The following is a 15908-nucleotide window of genomic DNA, read 5'->3' as shown; positions in this document are numbered from 1 at the left end:
TCGTCGGTTTGGCGCCCACGGAACGCCCGGTTGCGGGTTATGTCGTGCGCTCTCCATGCCGCTGGCGGACAGGGCTGTCAACCGCAGACGCGTACCCGAGAAGGATGGACGACGCATGAGTGACAGCAGCACCGAAGTGTACAACCGGATGACCGGGGCCGACGACGCGCCCGACCGGGAGGGCCGCAACGGTCTGAAACACATGATCAGCCTGAGCATGACGAAGATCGCCGATGGCCTGATCGACCCGAAACTGGTGCTGAGCTGGCTGGCGGGCAGCCTCGGAGTGCCTGCGGCGATCACCGGGGCCTTCGTGCCGATCCGCGAGGCCGGCGCGCTTTTGCCGCAGATCGTCATGGCGGGACGGGTTGAGGCGATGCGCCGCCGCAAGTGGGCCTGGGTGGCTGGATCGGTCGGGCAGGGCGCCATGGCCGCGTTGATCGCGCTGGCGGCGCTTTTCCTCGAAGGGCTGGCGGCGGGCCTCGTGATCGCGGGGGCGCTGGTGGTGCTGGCGGCCAGCCGGGCGCTCTGTTCGGTCAGTTACAAGGACATCCTCGGCAAGACTGTCCCCAAGACACGTCGCGGGGCGGTGACAGGCGTTGCGGGATCCGCGGCCTCGCTTGCGGTGCTGGCCTTCGCGGCGCTGCTGATTTTCGGCATCGGGCAGGAGACGACCCCGGTGGTGATCGCCATCGCACTGGCCGCCGTGCTGTGGCTGGGGGCGGCGGCGCTGTTCTCCTCGCTGGAGGAGAAGCCGTCAGAGGATGCGGGATCTGGCCCGGCCATCAACCTCGCGCCGCTGAAGGAGGACCCGCAGTTCCGCCGCTTCATCGCGACGCGCGGTGCGCTGACGGTGACCGCACTGGCGCCGCCGTACTTCGTTCTGCTGGGCGGCGGGCAGGGGGCGTTGCAGGGGCTGGGTGCGCTGCTTCTGGCGTCCTCTGCCGCGTCCTTCGTCTCGAGCTATGTCTGGGGGCGGCTGGCAGACCGGTCGTCGCGCTGGGTGCTGGCGCTGTCGGGCTTCGTCGCGGCGGTCTTCATGGCACTGGCAGTGGGTGCCGAGTTCGCCGGGCTGACGGAAACCGTCTGGGTCGTGCCGCTGGTGCTTTTCGGGCTGATGGTCGCCTATCACGGCGTGCGGCAGGGACGGTCGACCTACCTGGTCGACATGGCGCCAAAGGACGCGCGGTCGTCCTATTCCGCACTGGCCAACACGCTGATCGGGACGCTGCTGCTGATCGTCGGCGCATTGGGCGGAGCGCTGGCCGCGCTCGGTCCGCAGGTCGCGCTGGGAGGCTTTGCGCTGCTGTCGCTTTGTGGCGGTATGCTGGCGCTGGGACTTGACGAGGTGGAGCGCACCTGAGTTTCCTGTCCCGGTCGACCGGCGGGGGCATCATGCGCACATTCGAAGAGATCCTTGAAATCGCGGCAGAGCGGAAGGGCGGCCGGGAGGCCGTGCTGGCCGACATGCCGGAGGTGAAGTCCGCAGATGCGCTGGCCGCGATCCCTGACGACCGCTGGCTTGCGCGCATGGCGCAGGGCATCTTCAGTGCCGGGCTGAACTGGAAGGTGGTGGAGAACAAGTGGCCGGGCATCGAGGAGGCCTTCCACCACTTCGACACCGCCCGCGTCGCCCACATGTCGGAGGACTGGTTCGACGAGCTGATCGCCGACACGCGCATCGTCCGCAGTCCGCCTAAGGTACGGGCCATCCAGCAGAACGCGGTGATGATCCGCGAGATTGCGGAAAAGCACGGTTCCTTCGGGCGCTTCGTGGGGGACTGGCCGACGGAGGATTTCGCCGGCCTCCTGCAGTGGCTGCAGAAGGAAGGATCACGGCTGGGTGGATCAGGCGGCGCCTACATGCTGCGGATGATGGGGCGCGACAGCTATATCCTGTCGGGGTCGGTCGTGGCGCGGCTGAGTGCCGAGGGCGTGGTCGACAAGGCGCCCTCCTCGAAGAAGGCCTGGGCTGCCGTGCAGGAGGCCTTCAACACCTGGCGGCAGGAAAGCGGTCAAAGCCTGACGGCGATTTCGCGCGTGCTGGCGCAAAGCATCGACGGCTGACACGCACACCGCGTTGCACGCAGCGAGAGACGGGCTTGGCTCCGGCGGCGGGATCGCTAGAGTTCGCGGCAACGCAAAGGAGGCAGTTTTGGCAGAGATTTCCCACGTCACGGGGCCGCGCGGCGACACGCTGGCCTATGCAAAGACCGAAGGCAAAGGGCCCTGCATCGTGTTCCTGTCTGGCTACCGTTCGGACATGGAAGGCACGAAGGCCGTGCATCTCGAAGCCTGGGCAAAGGCGCAAGGGCGGGCGTTCCTGCGGCTGGACTACGCGGGCCACGGCGCCTCGGGCGGCGTCTTCGAGGACGGCTGCATCGGCGACTGGGCCGCGGACGCCGAGGCGGTGATCCGGCACGCGGCGCCGGGGCCGGTGCTGCTGGTGGGGTCGTCGATGGGCGGCTGGATCGGGTGCCTGCTGACCCGGAGCCTGCCGGAGGTCACGGGCTTCGTCGGCATCGCGGCAGCCCCGGATTTCACCGAGGACGGCTTCTGGGCGGGCTTCTCCGAGGACGAGCGGCGGCAGGTGATGGAGGAGGGGCACCTGCTGATGCCCTCTGCCTACGAGGACCCTTACGTCGTCACGAAAAAGCTGATCGAGGACGGGTGCCGCAACCTCGTCCTGCGCGCGCCGCTGCCGATGCCCTGGCCCGTGCGGCTGCTGCAGGGGACGGAGGACGAGGCGGTCTCGCGCCAGACGGCGCTGTCGCTGCTCGACCACATCGAGGCCGAGGACCTCCGCCTGACGTTTGTGAAGGGTGCCGACCACCGGTTTTCCACGCCCGAGTGCCTCGCCATGATCGAGGCCGCCATTGCCGAGATCGCCGGTTGAGACGACTCTATTACATCACCCACGCCGATGTGGTGATCGACCCGGACGTCCCGGTGCCGGACTGGGGCCTGTCCGAGCGCGGCAAAGCCCGTCACGTGGCCTTTGCCCGCCGCTGTCCGCCGGTGGCGTCGGTCTTCTGTTCGATGGAACGCAAGGCCCGCGAAGGCGCGGCGATTCTGGCTGAGGCGCAGGGGATCGTGCCCCGCGAGGTGCTGAGCCTGGCGGAGAACGACCGGTCCGCCACCGGCTACCTTCCCGGACCGGAGTTCGAGGCGATGGCGGACGCCTTCTTTGCCAACCCGCGAGACAGCGTTCGCGGCTGGGAACGGGCTATCGACGCGCAGTACCGCGTGGTGGCGACCCTGAAGCGGCTGGTGGCCGAAGCGCCGGAGGGCGACATCGCCGTGGTGGCCCACGGCGGGATCGGCGCGCTGTTCCGTGCGCACCTGACGGGGGCAGGAATCGACCGCTCCCACGACCAACCGCGCGGCGCCGGTGGGCATCTGCTGGTCGTCGGTATGCCGGAGCAGGGGGAGGCGGATGACGGCGCGTGGCGCCTTCTCCGAGACTGGACCGCCATCGACAGCTTTACGGCGGAGGCCGGGGCATGATCTGGGGCCTGTTGGCGGTTGCGGCGGCAATGGGGCTCTGGCTCGCATTGCGACCGCCGCGCGTGCCGGATTCCGCGTTCGATCCTGCCCTGCTGGAGGGCGGCGTCGATGCCTACCTCGAGACATCGGAGGCGCGATTCACGGACATCCGCGAGGGCCTGCAGAAACAGGTGGTCTGGGCGGGCGTGCCCGGCGCAAAGACCGACTGGGTTGTCGTCTACATCCACGGCTTCTCTGCCTCGCTGGGCGAGATCCGCCCGGTGCCGGAACGGGTCGCGGAAGGGCTGGGCGCGAACCTCGTCCTGACCCGCCTTCAGGGCCACGGGCGCAGCGGCGCCGCCATGGGCGAGGCGACGTTCGCGGGATGGATGGACGACGTGTCCGAGGCGCTGGCCATCGCGCAGGCGGTGGGGCGGCGGACGCTGGTGATCTCCACCTCCACCGGCAGCACGCTGACGGCGCTGACGCTCTACGGGCGTTCGGCGGAAGGTGTGGTCGGCACCATCTTCGTCGCGCCGAATTTCAGACTGCGCAAACGGAAGACCGGGCTGGTGACATGGCCGGGCGCGCGGCTTTGGCTGCCGCTGCTGATCGGGCGGGAGCGGGGATTCACCCCGGCGAACGCGGCGCATGGGCACTTCTGGACCAGCCGCTATCCGTCCGTGGCACTTCTGCCGATGGGCAAGGCCGTCCGGGCGCTGGCGGCGCGAGACCCGGGTCTGCTGAAGACGCCCGCGCTTTTTGTCTTCGACGCCCGCGATGCGCTGGTCGACCATGCCCGCACGCGGGAAATGGCGGCGCTCTGGGGCGGACCGGCAGAGGTCTTCGCGGTCGAGACCGGACCCGACGACGACCCCGGACACCATGTCATCGCAGGCGACACGCTGTCGCCCGGCATGACCGCGCCCGTGGCCGCGAAAATGATCGCCTGGGCGCAGGGTCTGGACCGGGCCTCCTGACGCAATCTGTCAGGGCACGCGGGGTAAGGTTCGGCCATGACCGGAGGGAGGCGGCGCACAGCCCCGCCCTACGCACCGACAGTGAAGGAGGACAGGTATGGAACAGCGCATCAGTCTGGTGACCCTCGGGTGCCGGGACATGGAGCGGTTGACCGCTTTTTACGAGACGCTCGGCTGGCAGCGGGCGGAGAGCCCGGAGGGGATCGTGGTCTTCGACCTGATCGGCCAGTCCATCGGCCTCTATCCTCTGGCGGACCTGGCGCGGGACATGGGCGTGCCGGAAGAGCGGCTTGGACATGGCGCGGCGACCTATGCCTACAATGTGCGGGATAAAGGCGAGGTGGCGGAGGTCATCGACGCGGCTCGCGCCGCCGGGGCAGAGATCCTGAAGGAGGCGCATGACGTGTTCTGGGGCGGTCACATCGGCTATTTCGCCGACCCCGAAGGCCATGTCTGGGAAGTGGCCTGGAACCCGGGCGCGCCGCTTCGGTCGGACGGGGCCTTCCGCTGGGCAGGCTATTGAAACCGCTGGCGTTTGGTGCGGATAAATGCGGGCGGGACGGTGCCGAATGAGGCGCCCCCGCAGCATGTGGTCGCTGGAATCGCTGGGCCGTGAACGCCTGTCGGCACATTTCTGGATGCGAGAGTTCCTCTATTCCGAGATCGGCAACTTTCACGCCGTTCCGAACATCCCCGACGATCCGGACCTGGCCCTCGAACGGGGCCGGGCCTTTGCCACGGCCCTGCTCGATCCGCTGGAAGAAACCTTCGGGCGGGTCTTCGTGCGGTCCGGCTTCCGGTCGGCTGAACTGAACGGCTTCGGGAACGCCAATCGCCTGAACTGCGCGCGCAACGACAACCCACTGGAATGCCACATCTGGGACCAGCCGGATGTGGCGGTGGCGGGGGCCTCCGTCGTGATCCCGTGGTTTGCGCGGCGCTATGGGGCGGGGCGCGACTGGCGGGATCTGGCGTGGTGGATGCACGATCATCTGCCCTACTCGGAGATATGGTTCTTTCCCAAGCTCTGCGCCTTCAACCTCGTGTGGCGGCCGGAGCCGATCCGGCGGATCGACAGCTATATCGCGCCAAAGGGTAGCCTTCTGAAGGCGGGGGCGGAGCCGGAAGAGGACGCCACGGCACGGGCCGCGCGGTATGCCGATTTCCCGCCGTTTCGTGGTATCACGTTGCCGGAGTGAAACGCGGCGGGACAGCTATCCCGGAAGGCGATTAACCCAACATTCAGAACGAATCTGCGAGACCTTTCCGTTGACGGGCCATGCAGAGGGACCTTCGCCATGATGGGATTCGACACCCGGTTCCGGGACTTTCCCGATTACCTGCGCGCCGCGGGCCGGGAAATCTGGGAAGGGCGCACGCTCGGCGACGGGCTTGCGGCGTTCTATCATCCCGCGATCATCCGGCGCGATGCGCGCGGCGTACTGCAGGGGACGGATGCGCTCAGGGCCTCCGGTCTGGCCGAGCTCTATGCCCTGCCGGACCGCCGCCTGCTGACGGAAGACGTGATCTGGAGCGGGTCCGAGAAGCGCGGGCTTCTGGGCTCGAAACGGATGGTCGCGGTGGGCAGGCACATCGGCGACGGACCGTGGGGTCCCGCCAGCGGGGCGCGGCTGCGGTATCGCGTCATGGCGGATCACTTCGCGAAGGCCGGGCGAATCAGCGACGAATGGCAGGTGGTTGATACCGCAGCGCTGCTGGCGCAGACCGGGCAGGACGTGAAGACATGGGCGCGCGCACGGCTGGACGGCCCCGACAACGAAGAACCGGTCTTCTGCCCGGAGGTCGATGTCCAGGGGCCGTACACCGGGCGCGGCAATGACGATACCTGGGGGCTGGCGCTGGAGATGGTGGTGGGGCGGCTGATGGCCGGGCACCTGTCCGTGGTCCCCGATCAGTACGATCCCGCCTGTTCCCTGGCCTATCCCGGCGGAGAGGTGCGCCACGGCCACGCCGCGGCGGAGCGGTTCTGGCTGGGGCTGCGGCAGTCGTTTCCCTCTGCCAGTTTCGCGGTGCATCACCGGATCGGGCAGGAGACGCCGATGCTCCCCCCGCGCGCCGCCCTGCGCTGGTCGCTGACCGGACGGCACGACGGCTGGGGCGCATTTGGCCGGCCGACCGGGGCGGCCGTGCACGTCATGGGCATCAGCCACGCGGAATTCGGTCCGGACGGATTGCGCCGCGAATGGACGCTCTACGACAGCGCGGCAGTCTGGATGCAGATCCTGGCGTCGGACGGCTGAGGGGGGAAGGGTGATTTCAGTGGGCCGTCCTGCAGTTCAGAATGGGATGGCCGGCGCGTTTCCTGTTTGTCTGGCTGTTCCGCTTGTATGTTCCGCATCTCGGTAAAGTTGTTTCAATTCCAGGCTGTATCGTCCTTGGAGTGTGCGATGGGCCCCGCGACCAAACGCGTAAGCCGATCCGATGCCGGAGCGAAGCGCCGGACCACGGCTGCGATGCCCACCCGTCAGAGGCCGATTGATTCTGTGGATAAGCGCAAAACGCAGCAGGAGCACAGATTGATGACGCTGAGGAAGTCTTTGATAGATATGGGCAACGCCACATTCCATAGATGAATAGTTGACCGAAACCACTACATGCGCGCATTTTTTGACCCAGCAACAGTTGGGGACGGTTGAAATGGTCAGGTGTGCAGGTGTGTGGGCGGCGGTGGCCGTGCTTTCGGGAACGGCATTCGGCGGGACGGCCATGGCGCAGGAAACATGCGGCGGGCTCTACACTGTGCAGCGCGGCGACTCGCTGTCGCTGATCGCCGACCGGCTTTACAAGGACGTGGGCCAGTGGAGCGCGATCTACCGCACCAACATGGAGATCATCGCCAGTCCGGATGCGATCCGCGTCGGCCAGACCTACCGGATGCCCTGCATCAACGGCCTGCCCGCAGGGCTCGAAGGCGGCGCGCCCGTCCTGGGGACCGCCATCGCCGAACCGCAACCCGTCCGCTCTGCCGAAGAGGTGCAGGCCCAACGCCAGCGCAGCGCCGACGAAAGCCGCAAGGGCGTTGACGTCAGGCTGCTCGCCGGGGACGACTTCAAGCCCTTCACCAACCGACTGCAGATGTCGTCCGGCATGATCACGGATATCGTCAACCGCGCCTTCGTCGCCAACGACGACACCGGCGCGCACAGGTTCTACTGGGTCAACGACCGCTCCGTGCACCTCGACCCGATGCTGTCCGAGGGGATGGTCGATCTGGCCTTTCCCTGGCGCAAGCCGGACTGCGGCGACGCGACCTCCGCCCTGTGCGCCGACTATGTCTATTCCGAACCGATGTTCGAGATGCTGGTCGTGCTGTTCACCGCCAAGGGGTCGGGCGTGACCTACCAGCAGGAGGCCGACCTCGAAGGCCTGCGGGTCTGCGCGCCGCTGGGCCACGCCGGTGCATCGCGGCAGGGGCAGAGTGCGGGCTACCTCGCCCGCGTCGGCGTCCGCCTGCAGCAGCCCGCGGCTGCCGAGGATTGCTTCATGCGGCTGGTGTCCGGCTCTGCCGATGCGGTGGCGATGAACGAGTTCACGGGCCGCGTGGTGCTGAAGGACATGGGGCTGGGCGACGCGGTTGAGCTGCAACTGTCGCGCCCGCTGGCCATCGAGGGGCTGCACGTGGTCGCCCACCGCTCCAATCCGCGGGCCGAGGCGCTGATCGCCGCCTTCAACGACGGGCTCGCCACGATGCGAGACAGCGGCGAATACCTGACGGTCATCGACAAGCACATGTCGTCGATCTGGGCGGGGCTCTGATGTTCCTTCTCAGGAGCACCGCCGCGCTGGCCCTGAGCACCTGCGCCGCCGCCGCGCAGGCCTGCGCGCCGGAGGACTACACGGTGAAGACCGGCGACACGGTCTTTACCATCGCCGAGACGCGGTATGGCGATCCGGAGAAGTGGACGCTGATCTACTATGCCAACGAGGCGGCGCTGCAGGCTTCGGTCTTCCAGGTGGCGCCCGGCGACGTGCTGCAGCTGCCCTGCGCGCCGGGGACGGAGGCCGCCGATGCCACGCCGCTGCGCCGGGACGATGCGGAGCTGAAGCTGCTGACCGGCGGCAACTTTGCTCCCTTCACCGATCAGGACTGGCCGGGGCAGGGCATGATCACCGAGATCGTCAATGCCGCGATGGAAGCGACGCCCGCCCCGGTGACCTATTCCATCACGTGGGAGGACGACTGGTCCGAACATCTCTTTCCCGATCTGGCGGAAAAGACTTTCGACATGGGCTTCCCATGGTACAAGCCCGACTGCGCTGTCACGCCCGGCAACGAGCGCTGCGCGAACTTCCATTTCTCCGATCCGCTGGTGGAGATCCTCGTGCTGCTCTTCGTGCGCGAGGGGGACGGCTTTACCTATGAGAGCGACGCGGATGTCGTGGGCAAGCGGCTCTGCCGGCCGAAGGGCTATTTCACCCACGACCTCGACCGTCCGGGTCGGGAGTGGGTCACGAAGGGGCTGATCGATCTCGTGCAGGCCGACAGTCCGCAGGCCTGTTTCCAGGCGCTGATGGATGGCGACGTGGATGCGGTGACGGTCAACGTCTTCCTGGGCGCGCAGACCATCGAGGAAATGGGCCTGAGGGGCCGCGCCGTGCCGCTGGACAAGCCGCTGGCCACCGAAGGCTTGCATGTCATCATTTCGAAGACGCACTGGCGCGGGACGACCTTCCTCTATCGCTTCAACGCGGGGCTGGCGGCGCTGAAGGACAGCGACCGCTACAGCCAGATCGTGTCGCGGCACCTCGGGGTCTTCTGGGACCAGATCAAGACGCAGTGAAACGGGGTCCTTGCCCGAAGGGAGCGACAGACGCCTGATTTGGACCCAGCCCGCGCGGTCGTGCGTATGTGTGCGCGTCCGGGAAGCCGTGTTCTGGCGCGTGTCAGGGCAGAGGCAAGGCCGGTCGCAGGGGGCGCTTTTCGTGCGCTGGAGGATGATAGGGTTCGCAAGGCGCATCTGCCTCGCTCCCGGCACCGGATTACGACCGGCGACGTCGGCGATTGCCCGCCCGCGCCGGCCCCGGACCCCCTCTTTTCCCTGCTGCCGTGTCTGATAGGGTCGCCGCCGCAGGGATCGGCTTCGTATGGGGTGCAAGCGTGACGACAACAGGCGGCGGGCAGGGGTGCAGGGACGCACATGCGTGAGGCCATTGTCTTCCTGCCGGATATCCTGTGCGACGCCCGCCTGTTCGGACCGCAGCTTGCGGATCTGTCGCGCAGCCGCGCGGTCATGGCCGCGCCGCTGACGGAGGGCGAACGGATCGAGGAGATCGCCTCGGCGCTGCTCGACGTGCTCCCGAAGCGCTGCGCGCTGGCGGGGCAGGGGCTGGGCGGCATCGTCGCGATCGAGATCGTCCGGCGGGCGCCGGACCGGGTGTCACGTCTTTGCCTGATGGACACCACGCCGCTGGCCGACACGCCGCAGCAGGCGGCCGAGCGGGACCCGCTGATCGTCCGCGCGCGGGCCCGCACCGGCAAGGTCGAGACGGTCTTTGCGGAGGCGCTGCGCCTGTCGGAGCTTGCCCCCGGACCGTGGCGTGGCGAGATATCGGCATTGCTGAAGGAAATGGCCACGGGCCTCGGCGTGGAGGTCATGACGCGCCAGATCCGTGCGCTTCAGCGCCGCCGCGACCAGCAAGGCACCCTGCGCCGCATCGCCGTGCCGACCATGGTCATGTGCGGCGCCGCCAACCGTCAGCTTCCGGTCAAGCGGCATGAATTCATGGCGGAACTGATCCGCGGCGCCACATTGCGGGTGATCGAAGGAGCCGCCCACATGGCGGTGCTGGAACAGCCCGACGCCGTGGCCGATGCCCTGTCAGAGTGGCTGTCCATGCCGCTGGTCCTGCGCTGAGAGTAGACCGACAGTCACGCGCGGCCACGGGCGGGATTGCCAAGCCCCGCCGCCCCGCCTATGTCGGTCGCGCGTGGAGGGCCGGACGGCCGCCTTGGAGAAACCCAGGGAGGAAAGTCCGGACTCGCCAAAGCGCCGGTGCCGGGTAACGCCCGGGCAGGGCAACCTGACGGAAAGCGCCACAGAAAACAGACCGCCTGCCGCCCGTCGGCAGGTAAGGGTGAAACGGTGGGGTAAGAGCCCACCGGGGGGATGGCAACATCGCCCGCTTGGCAAGCCCCACCGGGAGCAATGCCGTGTAGGGACCTCGCGTCCGGCTGATCCCGCTTGCGGGATATCGGGACAGGGCGGCTTTGGCCCGAGAGGTCCGGGTTGGCAGCTAGAGCCGCGCGGCAACGTGCGGCCCAGAGGAATGGTCGTCTGAGGGGGCAACCCCGACAACAGAATCCGGCTTACAGGCCCTCCACGCATCACCGGCCGGCGCGCCGGGACAGGCCGCCGGCCGCCTGCCGAACAACGCCCGCCGACAAACTGTCACGAGACGGTTGACTCGGGCCGCGCAGTAAGTAAAAGGCGGGCTTCATACGAATTTCACGCGCGGCGCCCCGCGTGTTGCAGGAGACGACCAATGGCGAAGCCGACCACGATCAAGATCCGCCTGAACTCGACCGCAGGCACCGGCCACTTCTACGTGACCAAGAAGAACGCGCGTACCATGACCGAGAAGATGACCATCCGGAAGTTCGACCCGGTTGCGCGCAAGCACGTCGAATACAAGGAAGGCAAGATCAAGTAATCCTGCCCCTTTCCGGTACGACCCACAAAGGCCGCGACGGTGTATCCGCGCGGCTTTTTTCGTGTCTTTGGTGCATTTTTCTGCAGCAGCGAAATGGTCTTGACCGGTTCGGTCTACCGTTGCATACTTTTAACATATTGATTTCACGTCATAACGGGCTTTCCCATTCTGCATTGGTCCTCCGCCGTGTGTTCTGTCATGCTGCAATGCAGAATTTTGGCGCCTGGCAACCGGCCTCGCGCTTCGCAGAAAACTGGAGAAATCGATATGTTCCGCACGCTTGCACTCACCGCGCTTGTTTCCCTTCCCGTCGCCGCCGCAGCCGAGACCGTTACCCTCGACACGCCGATGGCCGGTGCCACGCTGCACCAGTCCACGACCGACATGTCCGTCTACTGGACGAAGGCAGGCGAGACCTTCGAGGTCGTCGGCTACTACGCCGCGCGCAACGACGCGGACGATCAGGGCCGCATCATCATGGCGCTTGCTGACGGCGACTCTGTCACCTTCGGCCTGCCGGGTCATGTCGGGCAGCTCTACAGCTTTGCCCGCGAGGGCGACGCGCTGACCGTGTCCACCCGCAACACCATGGTTCAGGAACTGGCGCTGAACTGAATCGATCCGGCCGGCGCCCCACGAGGGCGCCGGTTGTGATTTGCCAGGCCGGCCGGATCCCGGAATACTCCGGCACCGGAGGCACGGATTTGGCCGAGCAGATCACCATACGCCCAGCGACACGGCAGGACATCTCCCGGCTGGACGACCTCTATCGCCGCAGCTACGCCCGGCTTTTGGCGGCAGACTATCCCCCCTCGACACTTGTCTTTGCCTTGCCCGCCATCGCGCGCGCACAGCCGGAGCTGATCGCCTCCGGCCTGTACTTCGTCGCGGAAAGCGGAACGGCCCTGCTGGGGGCTGGCGGCTGGTCGCGGGCCATGCCCGGTGGGGCGGGGCGTGTGCCGGGCGTGGGATACGTCCGCCACCTCGCCACGGACTCTGACGCCGTCCGTAGGGGAATCGGCACGCGGCTGATGACACATGTCATCGGCGACGCGCGGGGCGCGGGCATCCGCGTGCTTCAAGAGCACCCTGACCGCCACGCCCTTCTACAAGTCGCTCGGCTTCCGCAGCATCGGCGACAGCGCCATGACCTTCGGCGGCGGCGTGGCGTTTCCGGTCACCCTGCTGTCGCTGCCGTTGTGATCCGCCGGATCTGTCAGAACGGATTTTCGGACGGGTTGCCGTCCAGGTCGGTCCAGCGCGTCTGGCCCCCGTCGAGATGTTTGGCGCGCCCCGTGTCGGTGTATGTCACCGTGTCGCGCGTGGCACGGGTGCCAACGACGAGGTAGCGGGCAGGGGCGTCGCTGCGGTTGTCCAGCCGGTGACCGACCGCCACGCCCGCCTTGAACGTCGCCGTATCGCCTGCCCGGAGCGTCGCTTCGCTGTCGCCCTCGACCAGCACGACCTCGCCCTCCAGCATGTGGACCAATTCGTCCTCGTCGGTATGCCAGTGCGTGTTAGAGGACCTTGCACCGGGATACAGCGTCTCGATCACCGCGCCGAACTGCGTCAGGCCGCCTGTGTCGGACAGCTTCACGATATCCGCGCGACCGCAGGGACCGTCGCTCTGCTCCGTCACAAGATCGTCTTTGGTCCACTTCGGCACCTGAGCCTCCAGTCTTCAATCCGTCAGCCGCGCCGGGCGGCTTCGATGGCGGCGACGTCGATCTTGTGCATCGTCATCATCGCCTCGAACGCACGCTTCGCTTCGTCGCCGCCAGCTGCCAGCGCCTCCGTCAGCACGCGCGGGGTGATCTGCCAGTTCACGCCCCAGCGGTCCTTGCACCAGCCGCAGGCGCTTTCCTGACCGCCGTTTCCGACGATAGCGTCCCAGTAGCGGTCTGTCTCTTCCTGCGTGTCCGTGGCTACCTGGAAGGAGAAAGCCTCTGTTTGCGGAAAGACCGGGCCGCCGTTCAGCCCGATGCAGGGAAGGCCCAGCACGTTGAAACCGACGACCAGCACGTCGCCTTCCTTGCCGCCCGGAAAGTCGGCTGGCGCGCGGCTGACAGAGGTGACCTCGCTGTCGGAGAAGGTCTGCGCGTAGAAGGTGGCGGCGCCTTCCGCGTCGTTGTCGTACCAGAGGCAGACGGTGTTCTTCGCAATTGTCATCTGGGCTCCTCCCTGCGATGATTTTAGTTGATATCAACATAAACGCCGCACGATGTTCAACGGGAAGATGGGCCGGGCAACGAAAAAGGGCCGGTCGCTGGACCGGCCCTTCGTTCAAGTCATTGGATCTGCGATCAGTCGTCGCCGCCCATGAAGAGATACATGATCGAGCGGAACATCGCGATGAACGAGATGTAGAGCTGCAGCGCGCCGATGATCGCGGCTTTCTCGAGGAACAGCTGTGCCTCAGGGCCGCCGTGGGTGCGCGCCTCGAGGTAGGTGTTCTTGATCTCCTGCGTGGAGGTTGCGGTCAGGACCGCGAACAAGCCGAGGATCGCCACGTTCATCCACCAGAAGGCGTTGCCGCCCATGCCACCGAACAGCATGCTGATCAGCGCGAAGGCGACGAGGCCCCACACCATCATCACGGCGACCTGGTGGATCGGGCCGAGGTTGCGCTTTGTCAGGTAGCCGGTCAGCGACAGGCCGAGGAACGCGACAGCGGTATAGGCGAGGCCGGTGATGACCTGCATCATGTCGAACATGATGAAGATCGTGGCCAGCGACACACCTGTCAGGGCCGCGTAGGCCCAGAAGAGAGCGTTCAGCGCGACGACGGACAGCTTGTGGAACGCGAAGGACGCGATCAACACGAAGGCCAGCGGGCCGAAGATCACGACCCAGACCACCGGCGAGACCAGCAGAACCTGCTGAAGGGCCGGGCTGGATGCCACGAGGTAAGCCAGCGCGAACGTCATCAGCAGCGCGCCGGACATCAGCGCGTAGACCTTGTTCATATGAGCGCGCAGCCCCTCGTCAATCTGGGCGCTGCGGGCACCGGATACGCCCCGTGCCCCGATCGTTTGATATTCAGCCATCAATGCCTCCGTTTGCGTACATATCGCCCCGACACGCTATTCGGGGAACATGGCAGAGATATTGGCAGAGAGGCATGAATATTCAAGCTTTCGAGAGGTCTTGGGACATAACATACGCGTCAGATGCGCCAAAAAGGCGGTGCATTCCACCGGACGGGGTGTTCGTACCCTTCGTAGCGGTTCACTTCACGCAGGTCGGTGGCGTTAAGGCGGGTCCGGCCGCGGCCTTCGGCACGGGGCAGAAGCGCACGAAAATAGCGTTCGGCGGCATGATACATGGCGTCGTCTTTCAGAAGCTGTGATGTGTTCGGGTGTGTCGATAATTTTCTGTTGATGAATTTGGCACAGTCTGCTTGATATTCGAAGTGAATGTTTTTGCTTCCGCCCATCACGGAGCGTAATGGATGAGAAATCTCGACATCACCGTTCTGAGGTCCTTCGTCGCCGTCGCAGAGGCCGGCGGCGTGACGCGCGCCGCTGGTTTCCTGAACCTGACGCAATCTGCCGTGTCCATGCAGCTCAAACGGCTGGAGGAGATGCTGGGCCTCCGGCTGCTGGAACGCAGCGGGCGCGGTGTCAGCCTGACCCCGGCGGGCGCGCAGCTTCTGTCCTACGCGCAGCGCATGGTGGAGATGAACGACGAGATCTACACCCGCCTGACCTGCCAGAGCTGGGAGGGAGAGATCGTCCTGGGCGTGCCGCATGACATCGTCTACCCGGTGATTCCACAGGTCCTGCAACGGATGGGCCGCACGCACCCCCGCGTGAAGGTCCAGCTTCTCAGCAGCTTCACCAGGGAACTGAAGGCGAAGTTCGCCCGCGGCGAGGCGGATGTCATCATGACGACGGAGGCCGGCGTCGACCAGGGCGGCGAGACTCTGATGGAGGTGCCGCTGCGCTGGATCGGGGCTCCGGACGGGCAGGCCTACAAGTCACGTCCGCTGCGCGTGGCCTTCTGCCGGTCCTGCGGGTTCCGGGAATTCGCGCTGGCGCGGCTCGATGCGGAGAATGTCTCGTGGGAGCTGGCGGTGGATTCGGACAGCGACATGACGGTGGATGCGACGATCAGTGCCGACCTCGCGGTGACCGCGCGGTTGCAGGGCCATGCGCCGACCTACGTGAAGTATCTCGAAGATGGGCTGTTGCCCGACCTCGGCACGCAGAACATCAACCTATATGCCGGGAACGGCAAGACGGCGATCACCGAGGTGATGGTCGACTATATCCGGCAGGGCATGATGGCCGTGCGCGGGCTGTCCCGCGACGCCGCCTGATCTCAGACGCCGACGTCGGGGCCGTAGCACATCATCGGTTCGTCGTTCTGGCGCGCTTCGTAGAGGACGGTGGAGGACGGGTCGTTCTCGAACACGGCGCGCAGCTTGCTGCCCTCGCGGAAGAAGGTCCAGCATTGCGGGTCGGGGCTGTCCTCGTAGACGAAACAGATCTGCGAGCCTTCGGCCTCGTACCAGTAGCCTTCCTTGCATTTGCCATCGAGGAAGGACCAGCGCACGCGGCGGTTGGGCAGGTATTCCTCGACCCCGTAGGCATCGCCCGAGAGGCCGTAGTACAGCGTCTTGCCGTCCACATAGCTTTCGAAGGCATTGGCCGACAGCGGCTCGGCGGCGAATGCGGGGGCAGCGGAGAGGGCAAGCGCCAGCGCGCCGTACAGGATCTGTTTCATGCCCCAATCCTGCCACATTTGCCGCCGGAGGCAAGGTCAGGG

At 66.4% G+C, this 15908-nt stretch carries 20 protein-coding genes, 1 other RNA gene and 1 pseudogene; 17 read left to right on the top strand and 5 right to left on the bottom strand.

All coding sequences use genetic code 11. The features are described from left to right. Window positions 1–115: 115 nt before the first annotated feature. From ACU0DV_RS17445 to ACU0DV_RS17370, 16 genes and pseudogenes are all read left to right on the top strand, one after another. Window positions 116–1363 (top strand): MFS transporter, encoded by a 1248-nt coding sequence (locus tag ACU0DV_RS17445; protein WP_446243100.1) that lies wholly within the window; start codon window positions 116–118, stop codon window positions 1361–1363. Window positions 1364–1395: 32 nt separating this feature from the next. Then, complete coding sequence (locus ACU0DV_RS17440; protein WP_446243101.1) at window positions 1396–2067, top strand: DNA-3-methyladenine glycosylase I; 672 nt, start codon at window positions 1396–1398, stop codon at window positions 2065–2067. Window positions 2068–2155: 88 nt separating this feature from the next. Beyond that, window positions 2156–2896: an alpha/beta hydrolase gene (locus ACU0DV_RS17435; RefSeq protein ID WP_446243102.1), complete on the top strand. Its 741-nt coding sequence runs from the start codon at window positions 2156–2158 to the stop codon at window positions 2894–2896. Then, a complete protein-coding gene (locus ACU0DV_RS17430; RefSeq protein WP_446243103.1) occupies window positions 2893–3507 on the top strand; it encodes a histidine phosphatase family protein in 615 nt (204 codons plus the stop codon). Before ACU0DV_RS17435 ends, ACU0DV_RS17430 begins: the two co-directional genes overlap by 4 nt. Next, window positions 3504–4466 carry an alpha/beta hydrolase gene (locus ACU0DV_RS17425; protein WP_446243104.1) on the top strand — a complete coding sequence of 321 codons (963 nt, stop codon included), beginning with the start codon at window positions 3504–3506 and terminating at the stop codon, window positions 4464–4466. Before ACU0DV_RS17430 ends, ACU0DV_RS17425 begins: the two co-directional genes overlap by 4 nt. Before the next feature lie 97 nt (window positions 4467–4563). Continuing rightward, the gene (locus ACU0DV_RS17420) at window positions 4564–4989 is read left to right on the top strand and encodes a VOC family protein (RefSeq protein ID WP_283982865.1); all 426 of its coding nucleotides are present in this window, start codon (window positions 4564–4566) and stop codon (window positions 4987–4989) included. Window positions 4990–5053: 64 nt separating this feature from the next. Beyond that, complete coding sequence (locus ACU0DV_RS17415) at window positions 5054–5665, top strand: hypothetical protein (protein ID WP_446243155.1); 612 nt, start codon at window positions 5054–5056, stop codon at window positions 5663–5665. A gap of 99 nt (window positions 5666–5764) precedes the next feature. Then, a complete protein-coding gene (locus tag ACU0DV_RS17410) occupies window positions 5765–6727 on the top strand; it encodes an ester cyclase (RefSeq protein WP_446243105.1) in 963 nt (320 codons plus the stop codon). A 466-nt stretch (window positions 6728–7193) separates the two neighbouring features. Next, window positions 7194–8243, top strand: a complete 1050-nt coding sequence (locus tag ACU0DV_RS17405; RefSeq protein WP_446243106.1) for a LysM peptidoglycan-binding domain-containing protein — start codon at window positions 7194–7196, stop codon at window positions 8241–8243. Further along, window positions 8243–9268, top strand: coding sequence for an ABC transporter substrate-binding protein (locus tag ACU0DV_RS17400; RefSeq protein ID WP_446243107.1), 1026 nt, complete (start codon window positions 8243–8245; stop codon window positions 9266–9268). The genes ACU0DV_RS17405 and ACU0DV_RS17400 overlap by 1 nt, the downstream gene beginning before the upstream one ends. A 357-nt stretch (window positions 9269–9625) precedes the next feature. After that, window positions 9626–10342, top strand: a complete 717-nt coding sequence (locus tag ACU0DV_RS17395) for an alpha/beta fold hydrolase (protein ID WP_370311090.1) — start codon at window positions 9626–9628, stop codon at window positions 10340–10342. 73 nt (window positions 10343–10415) lie between these two features. Then, window positions 10416–10813: RNase P RNA component class A (rnpB, locus tag ACU0DV_RS17390), an RNA gene on the top strand. Between the two features lie 157 nt (window positions 10814–10970). Beyond that, window positions 10971–11138, top strand: a complete 168-nt coding sequence (rpmG, locus tag ACU0DV_RS17385) for a 50S ribosomal protein L33 (RefSeq protein WP_005856346.1) — start codon at window positions 10971–10973, stop codon at window positions 11136–11138. Between the two features lie 267 nt (window positions 11139–11405). Beyond that, window positions 11406–11753, top strand: coding sequence for a hypothetical protein (locus ACU0DV_RS17380; RefSeq protein ID WP_100927209.1), 348 nt, complete (start codon window positions 11406–11408; stop codon window positions 11751–11753). Between the two features lie 35 nt (window positions 11754–11788). After that, a pseudogene (locus tag ACU0DV_RS17375) lies at window positions 11789–12157 on the top strand (hypothetical protein); the annotation flags it as partial. A gap of 19 nt (window positions 12158–12176) precedes the next feature. Next, entirely contained in the window at window positions 12177–12341 is a 165-nt protein-coding gene (locus tag ACU0DV_RS17370; RefSeq protein ID WP_446243156.1) for a hypothetical protein, read from the top strand. A 13-nt stretch (window positions 12342–12354) separates the two neighbouring features. Here ACU0DV_RS17370 and ACU0DV_RS17365 read toward each other — a convergent pair whose 3' ends face one another. From ACU0DV_RS17365 to ACU0DV_RS17350, 4 genes are all read right to left on the bottom strand, one after another. Further along, a complete protein-coding gene (locus ACU0DV_RS17365) occupies window positions 12355–12804 on the bottom strand; it encodes a cupin domain-containing protein (protein WP_446243108.1) in 450 nt (149 codons plus the stop codon). Between the two features lie 23 nt (window positions 12805–12827). Beyond that, a complete protein-coding gene (locus ACU0DV_RS17360; protein WP_446243109.1) occupies window positions 12828–13307 on the bottom strand; it encodes a VOC family protein in 480 nt (159 codons plus the stop codon). 134 nt (window positions 13308–13441) lie between these two features. Continuing rightward, on the bottom strand, window positions 13442–14185 hold the full coding sequence (locus ACU0DV_RS17355) for a Bax inhibitor-1/YccA family protein (protein WP_100927205.1): 744 nt from the start codon (window positions 14183–14185) through the stop codon (window positions 13442–13444). Between the two features lie 119 nt (window positions 14186–14304). Continuing rightward, window positions 14305–14574 carry a hypothetical protein gene (locus ACU0DV_RS17350; protein ID WP_446273557.1) on the bottom strand — a complete coding sequence of 90 codons (270 nt, stop codon included), beginning with the start codon at window positions 14572–14574 and terminating at the stop codon, window positions 14305–14307. A 15-nt stretch (window positions 14575–14589) separates the two neighbouring features. On the opposite strand from ACU0DV_RS17350, the gene ACU0DV_RS17345 reads away from it, so the two are divergent. Continuing rightward, window positions 14590–15459 carry a LysR family transcriptional regulator gene (locus tag ACU0DV_RS17345; protein WP_100927204.1) on the top strand — a complete coding sequence of 290 codons (870 nt, stop codon included), beginning with the start codon at window positions 14590–14592 and terminating at the stop codon, window positions 15457–15459. A 2-nt stretch (window positions 15460–15461) separates the two neighbouring features. On the opposite strand, the gene ACU0DV_RS17340 is transcribed toward ACU0DV_RS17345, so the two are convergent. Next, a complete protein-coding gene (locus ACU0DV_RS17340; protein WP_446243110.1) occupies window positions 15462–15866 on the bottom strand; it encodes a hypothetical protein in 405 nt (134 codons plus the stop codon). Between the last annotated feature and the right edge of the window lie 42 nt (window positions 15867–15908).

The organism is Sagittula sp. (genome assembly GCF_052825245.1).
This window is presented reverse-complemented; position numbering and strand designations above follow the sequence as displayed.

Coding starts and splice junctions, on each gene's coding strand:
- ACU0DV_RS17445 (WP_446243100.1), top strand. CDS start 116: ATGAGTGACAGCAGCACCGAAGTGTACAACCGGATGACCGGGGCCGAC.
- ACU0DV_RS17355 (WP_100927205.1), bottom strand. CDS start 14,185: ATGGCTGAATATCAAACGATCGGGGCACGGGGCGTATCCGGTGCCCGC.
- ACU0DV_RS17380 (WP_100927209.1), top strand. CDS start 11,406: ATGTTCCGCACGCTTGCACTCACCGCGCTTGTTTCCCTTCCCGTCGCC.
- ACU0DV_RS17350 (WP_446273557.1), bottom strand. CDS start 14,574: ATGGGCGGAAGCAAAAACATTCACTTCGAATATCAAGCAGACTGTGCC.
- ACU0DV_RS17440 (WP_446243101.1), top strand. CDS start 1,396: ATGCGCACATTCGAAGAGATCCTTGAAATCGCGGCAGAGCGGAAGGGC.
- ACU0DV_RS17415 (WP_446243155.1), top strand. CDS start 5,054: ATGTGGTCGCTGGAATCGCTGGGCCGTGAACGCCTGTCGGCACATTTC.
- ACU0DV_RS17405 (WP_446243106.1), top strand. CDS start 7,194: ATGGCGCAGGAAACATGCGGCGGGCTCTACACTGTGCAGCGCGGCGAC.
- ACU0DV_RS17370 (WP_446243156.1), top strand. CDS start 12,177: ATGTCATCGGCGACGCGCGGGGCGCGGGCATCCGCGTGCTTCAAGAGC.
- ACU0DV_RS17340 (WP_446243110.1), bottom strand. CDS start 15,866: ATGAAACAGATCCTGTACGGCGCGCTGGCGCTTGCCCTCTCCGCTGCC.
- ACU0DV_RS17410 (WP_446243105.1), top strand. CDS start 5,765: ATGATGGGATTCGACACCCGGTTCCGGGACTTTCCCGATTACCTGCGC.
- ACU0DV_RS17425 (WP_446243104.1), top strand. CDS start 3,504: ATGATCTGGGGCCTGTTGGCGGTTGCGGCGGCAATGGGGCTCTGGCTC.
- rpmG (WP_005856346.1), top strand. CDS start 10,971: ATGGCGAAGCCGACCACGATCAAGATCCGCCTGAACTCGACCGCAGGC.
- ACU0DV_RS17395 (WP_370311090.1), top strand. CDS start 9,626: ATGCGTGAGGCCATTGTCTTCCTGCCGGATATCCTGTGCGACGCCCGC.
- ACU0DV_RS17345 (WP_100927204.1), top strand. CDS start 14,590: ATGAGAAATCTCGACATCACCGTTCTGAGGTCCTTCGTCGCCGTCGCA.
- ACU0DV_RS17400 (WP_446243107.1), top strand. CDS start 8,243: ATGTTCCTTCTCAGGAGCACCGCCGCGCTGGCCCTGAGCACCTGCGCC.
- ACU0DV_RS17360 (WP_446243109.1), bottom strand. CDS start 13,307: ATGACAATTGCGAAGAACACCGTCTGCCTCTGGTACGACAACGACGCG.
- ACU0DV_RS17420 (WP_283982865.1), top strand. CDS start 4,564: ATGGAACAGCGCATCAGTCTGGTGACCCTCGGGTGCCGGGACATGGAG.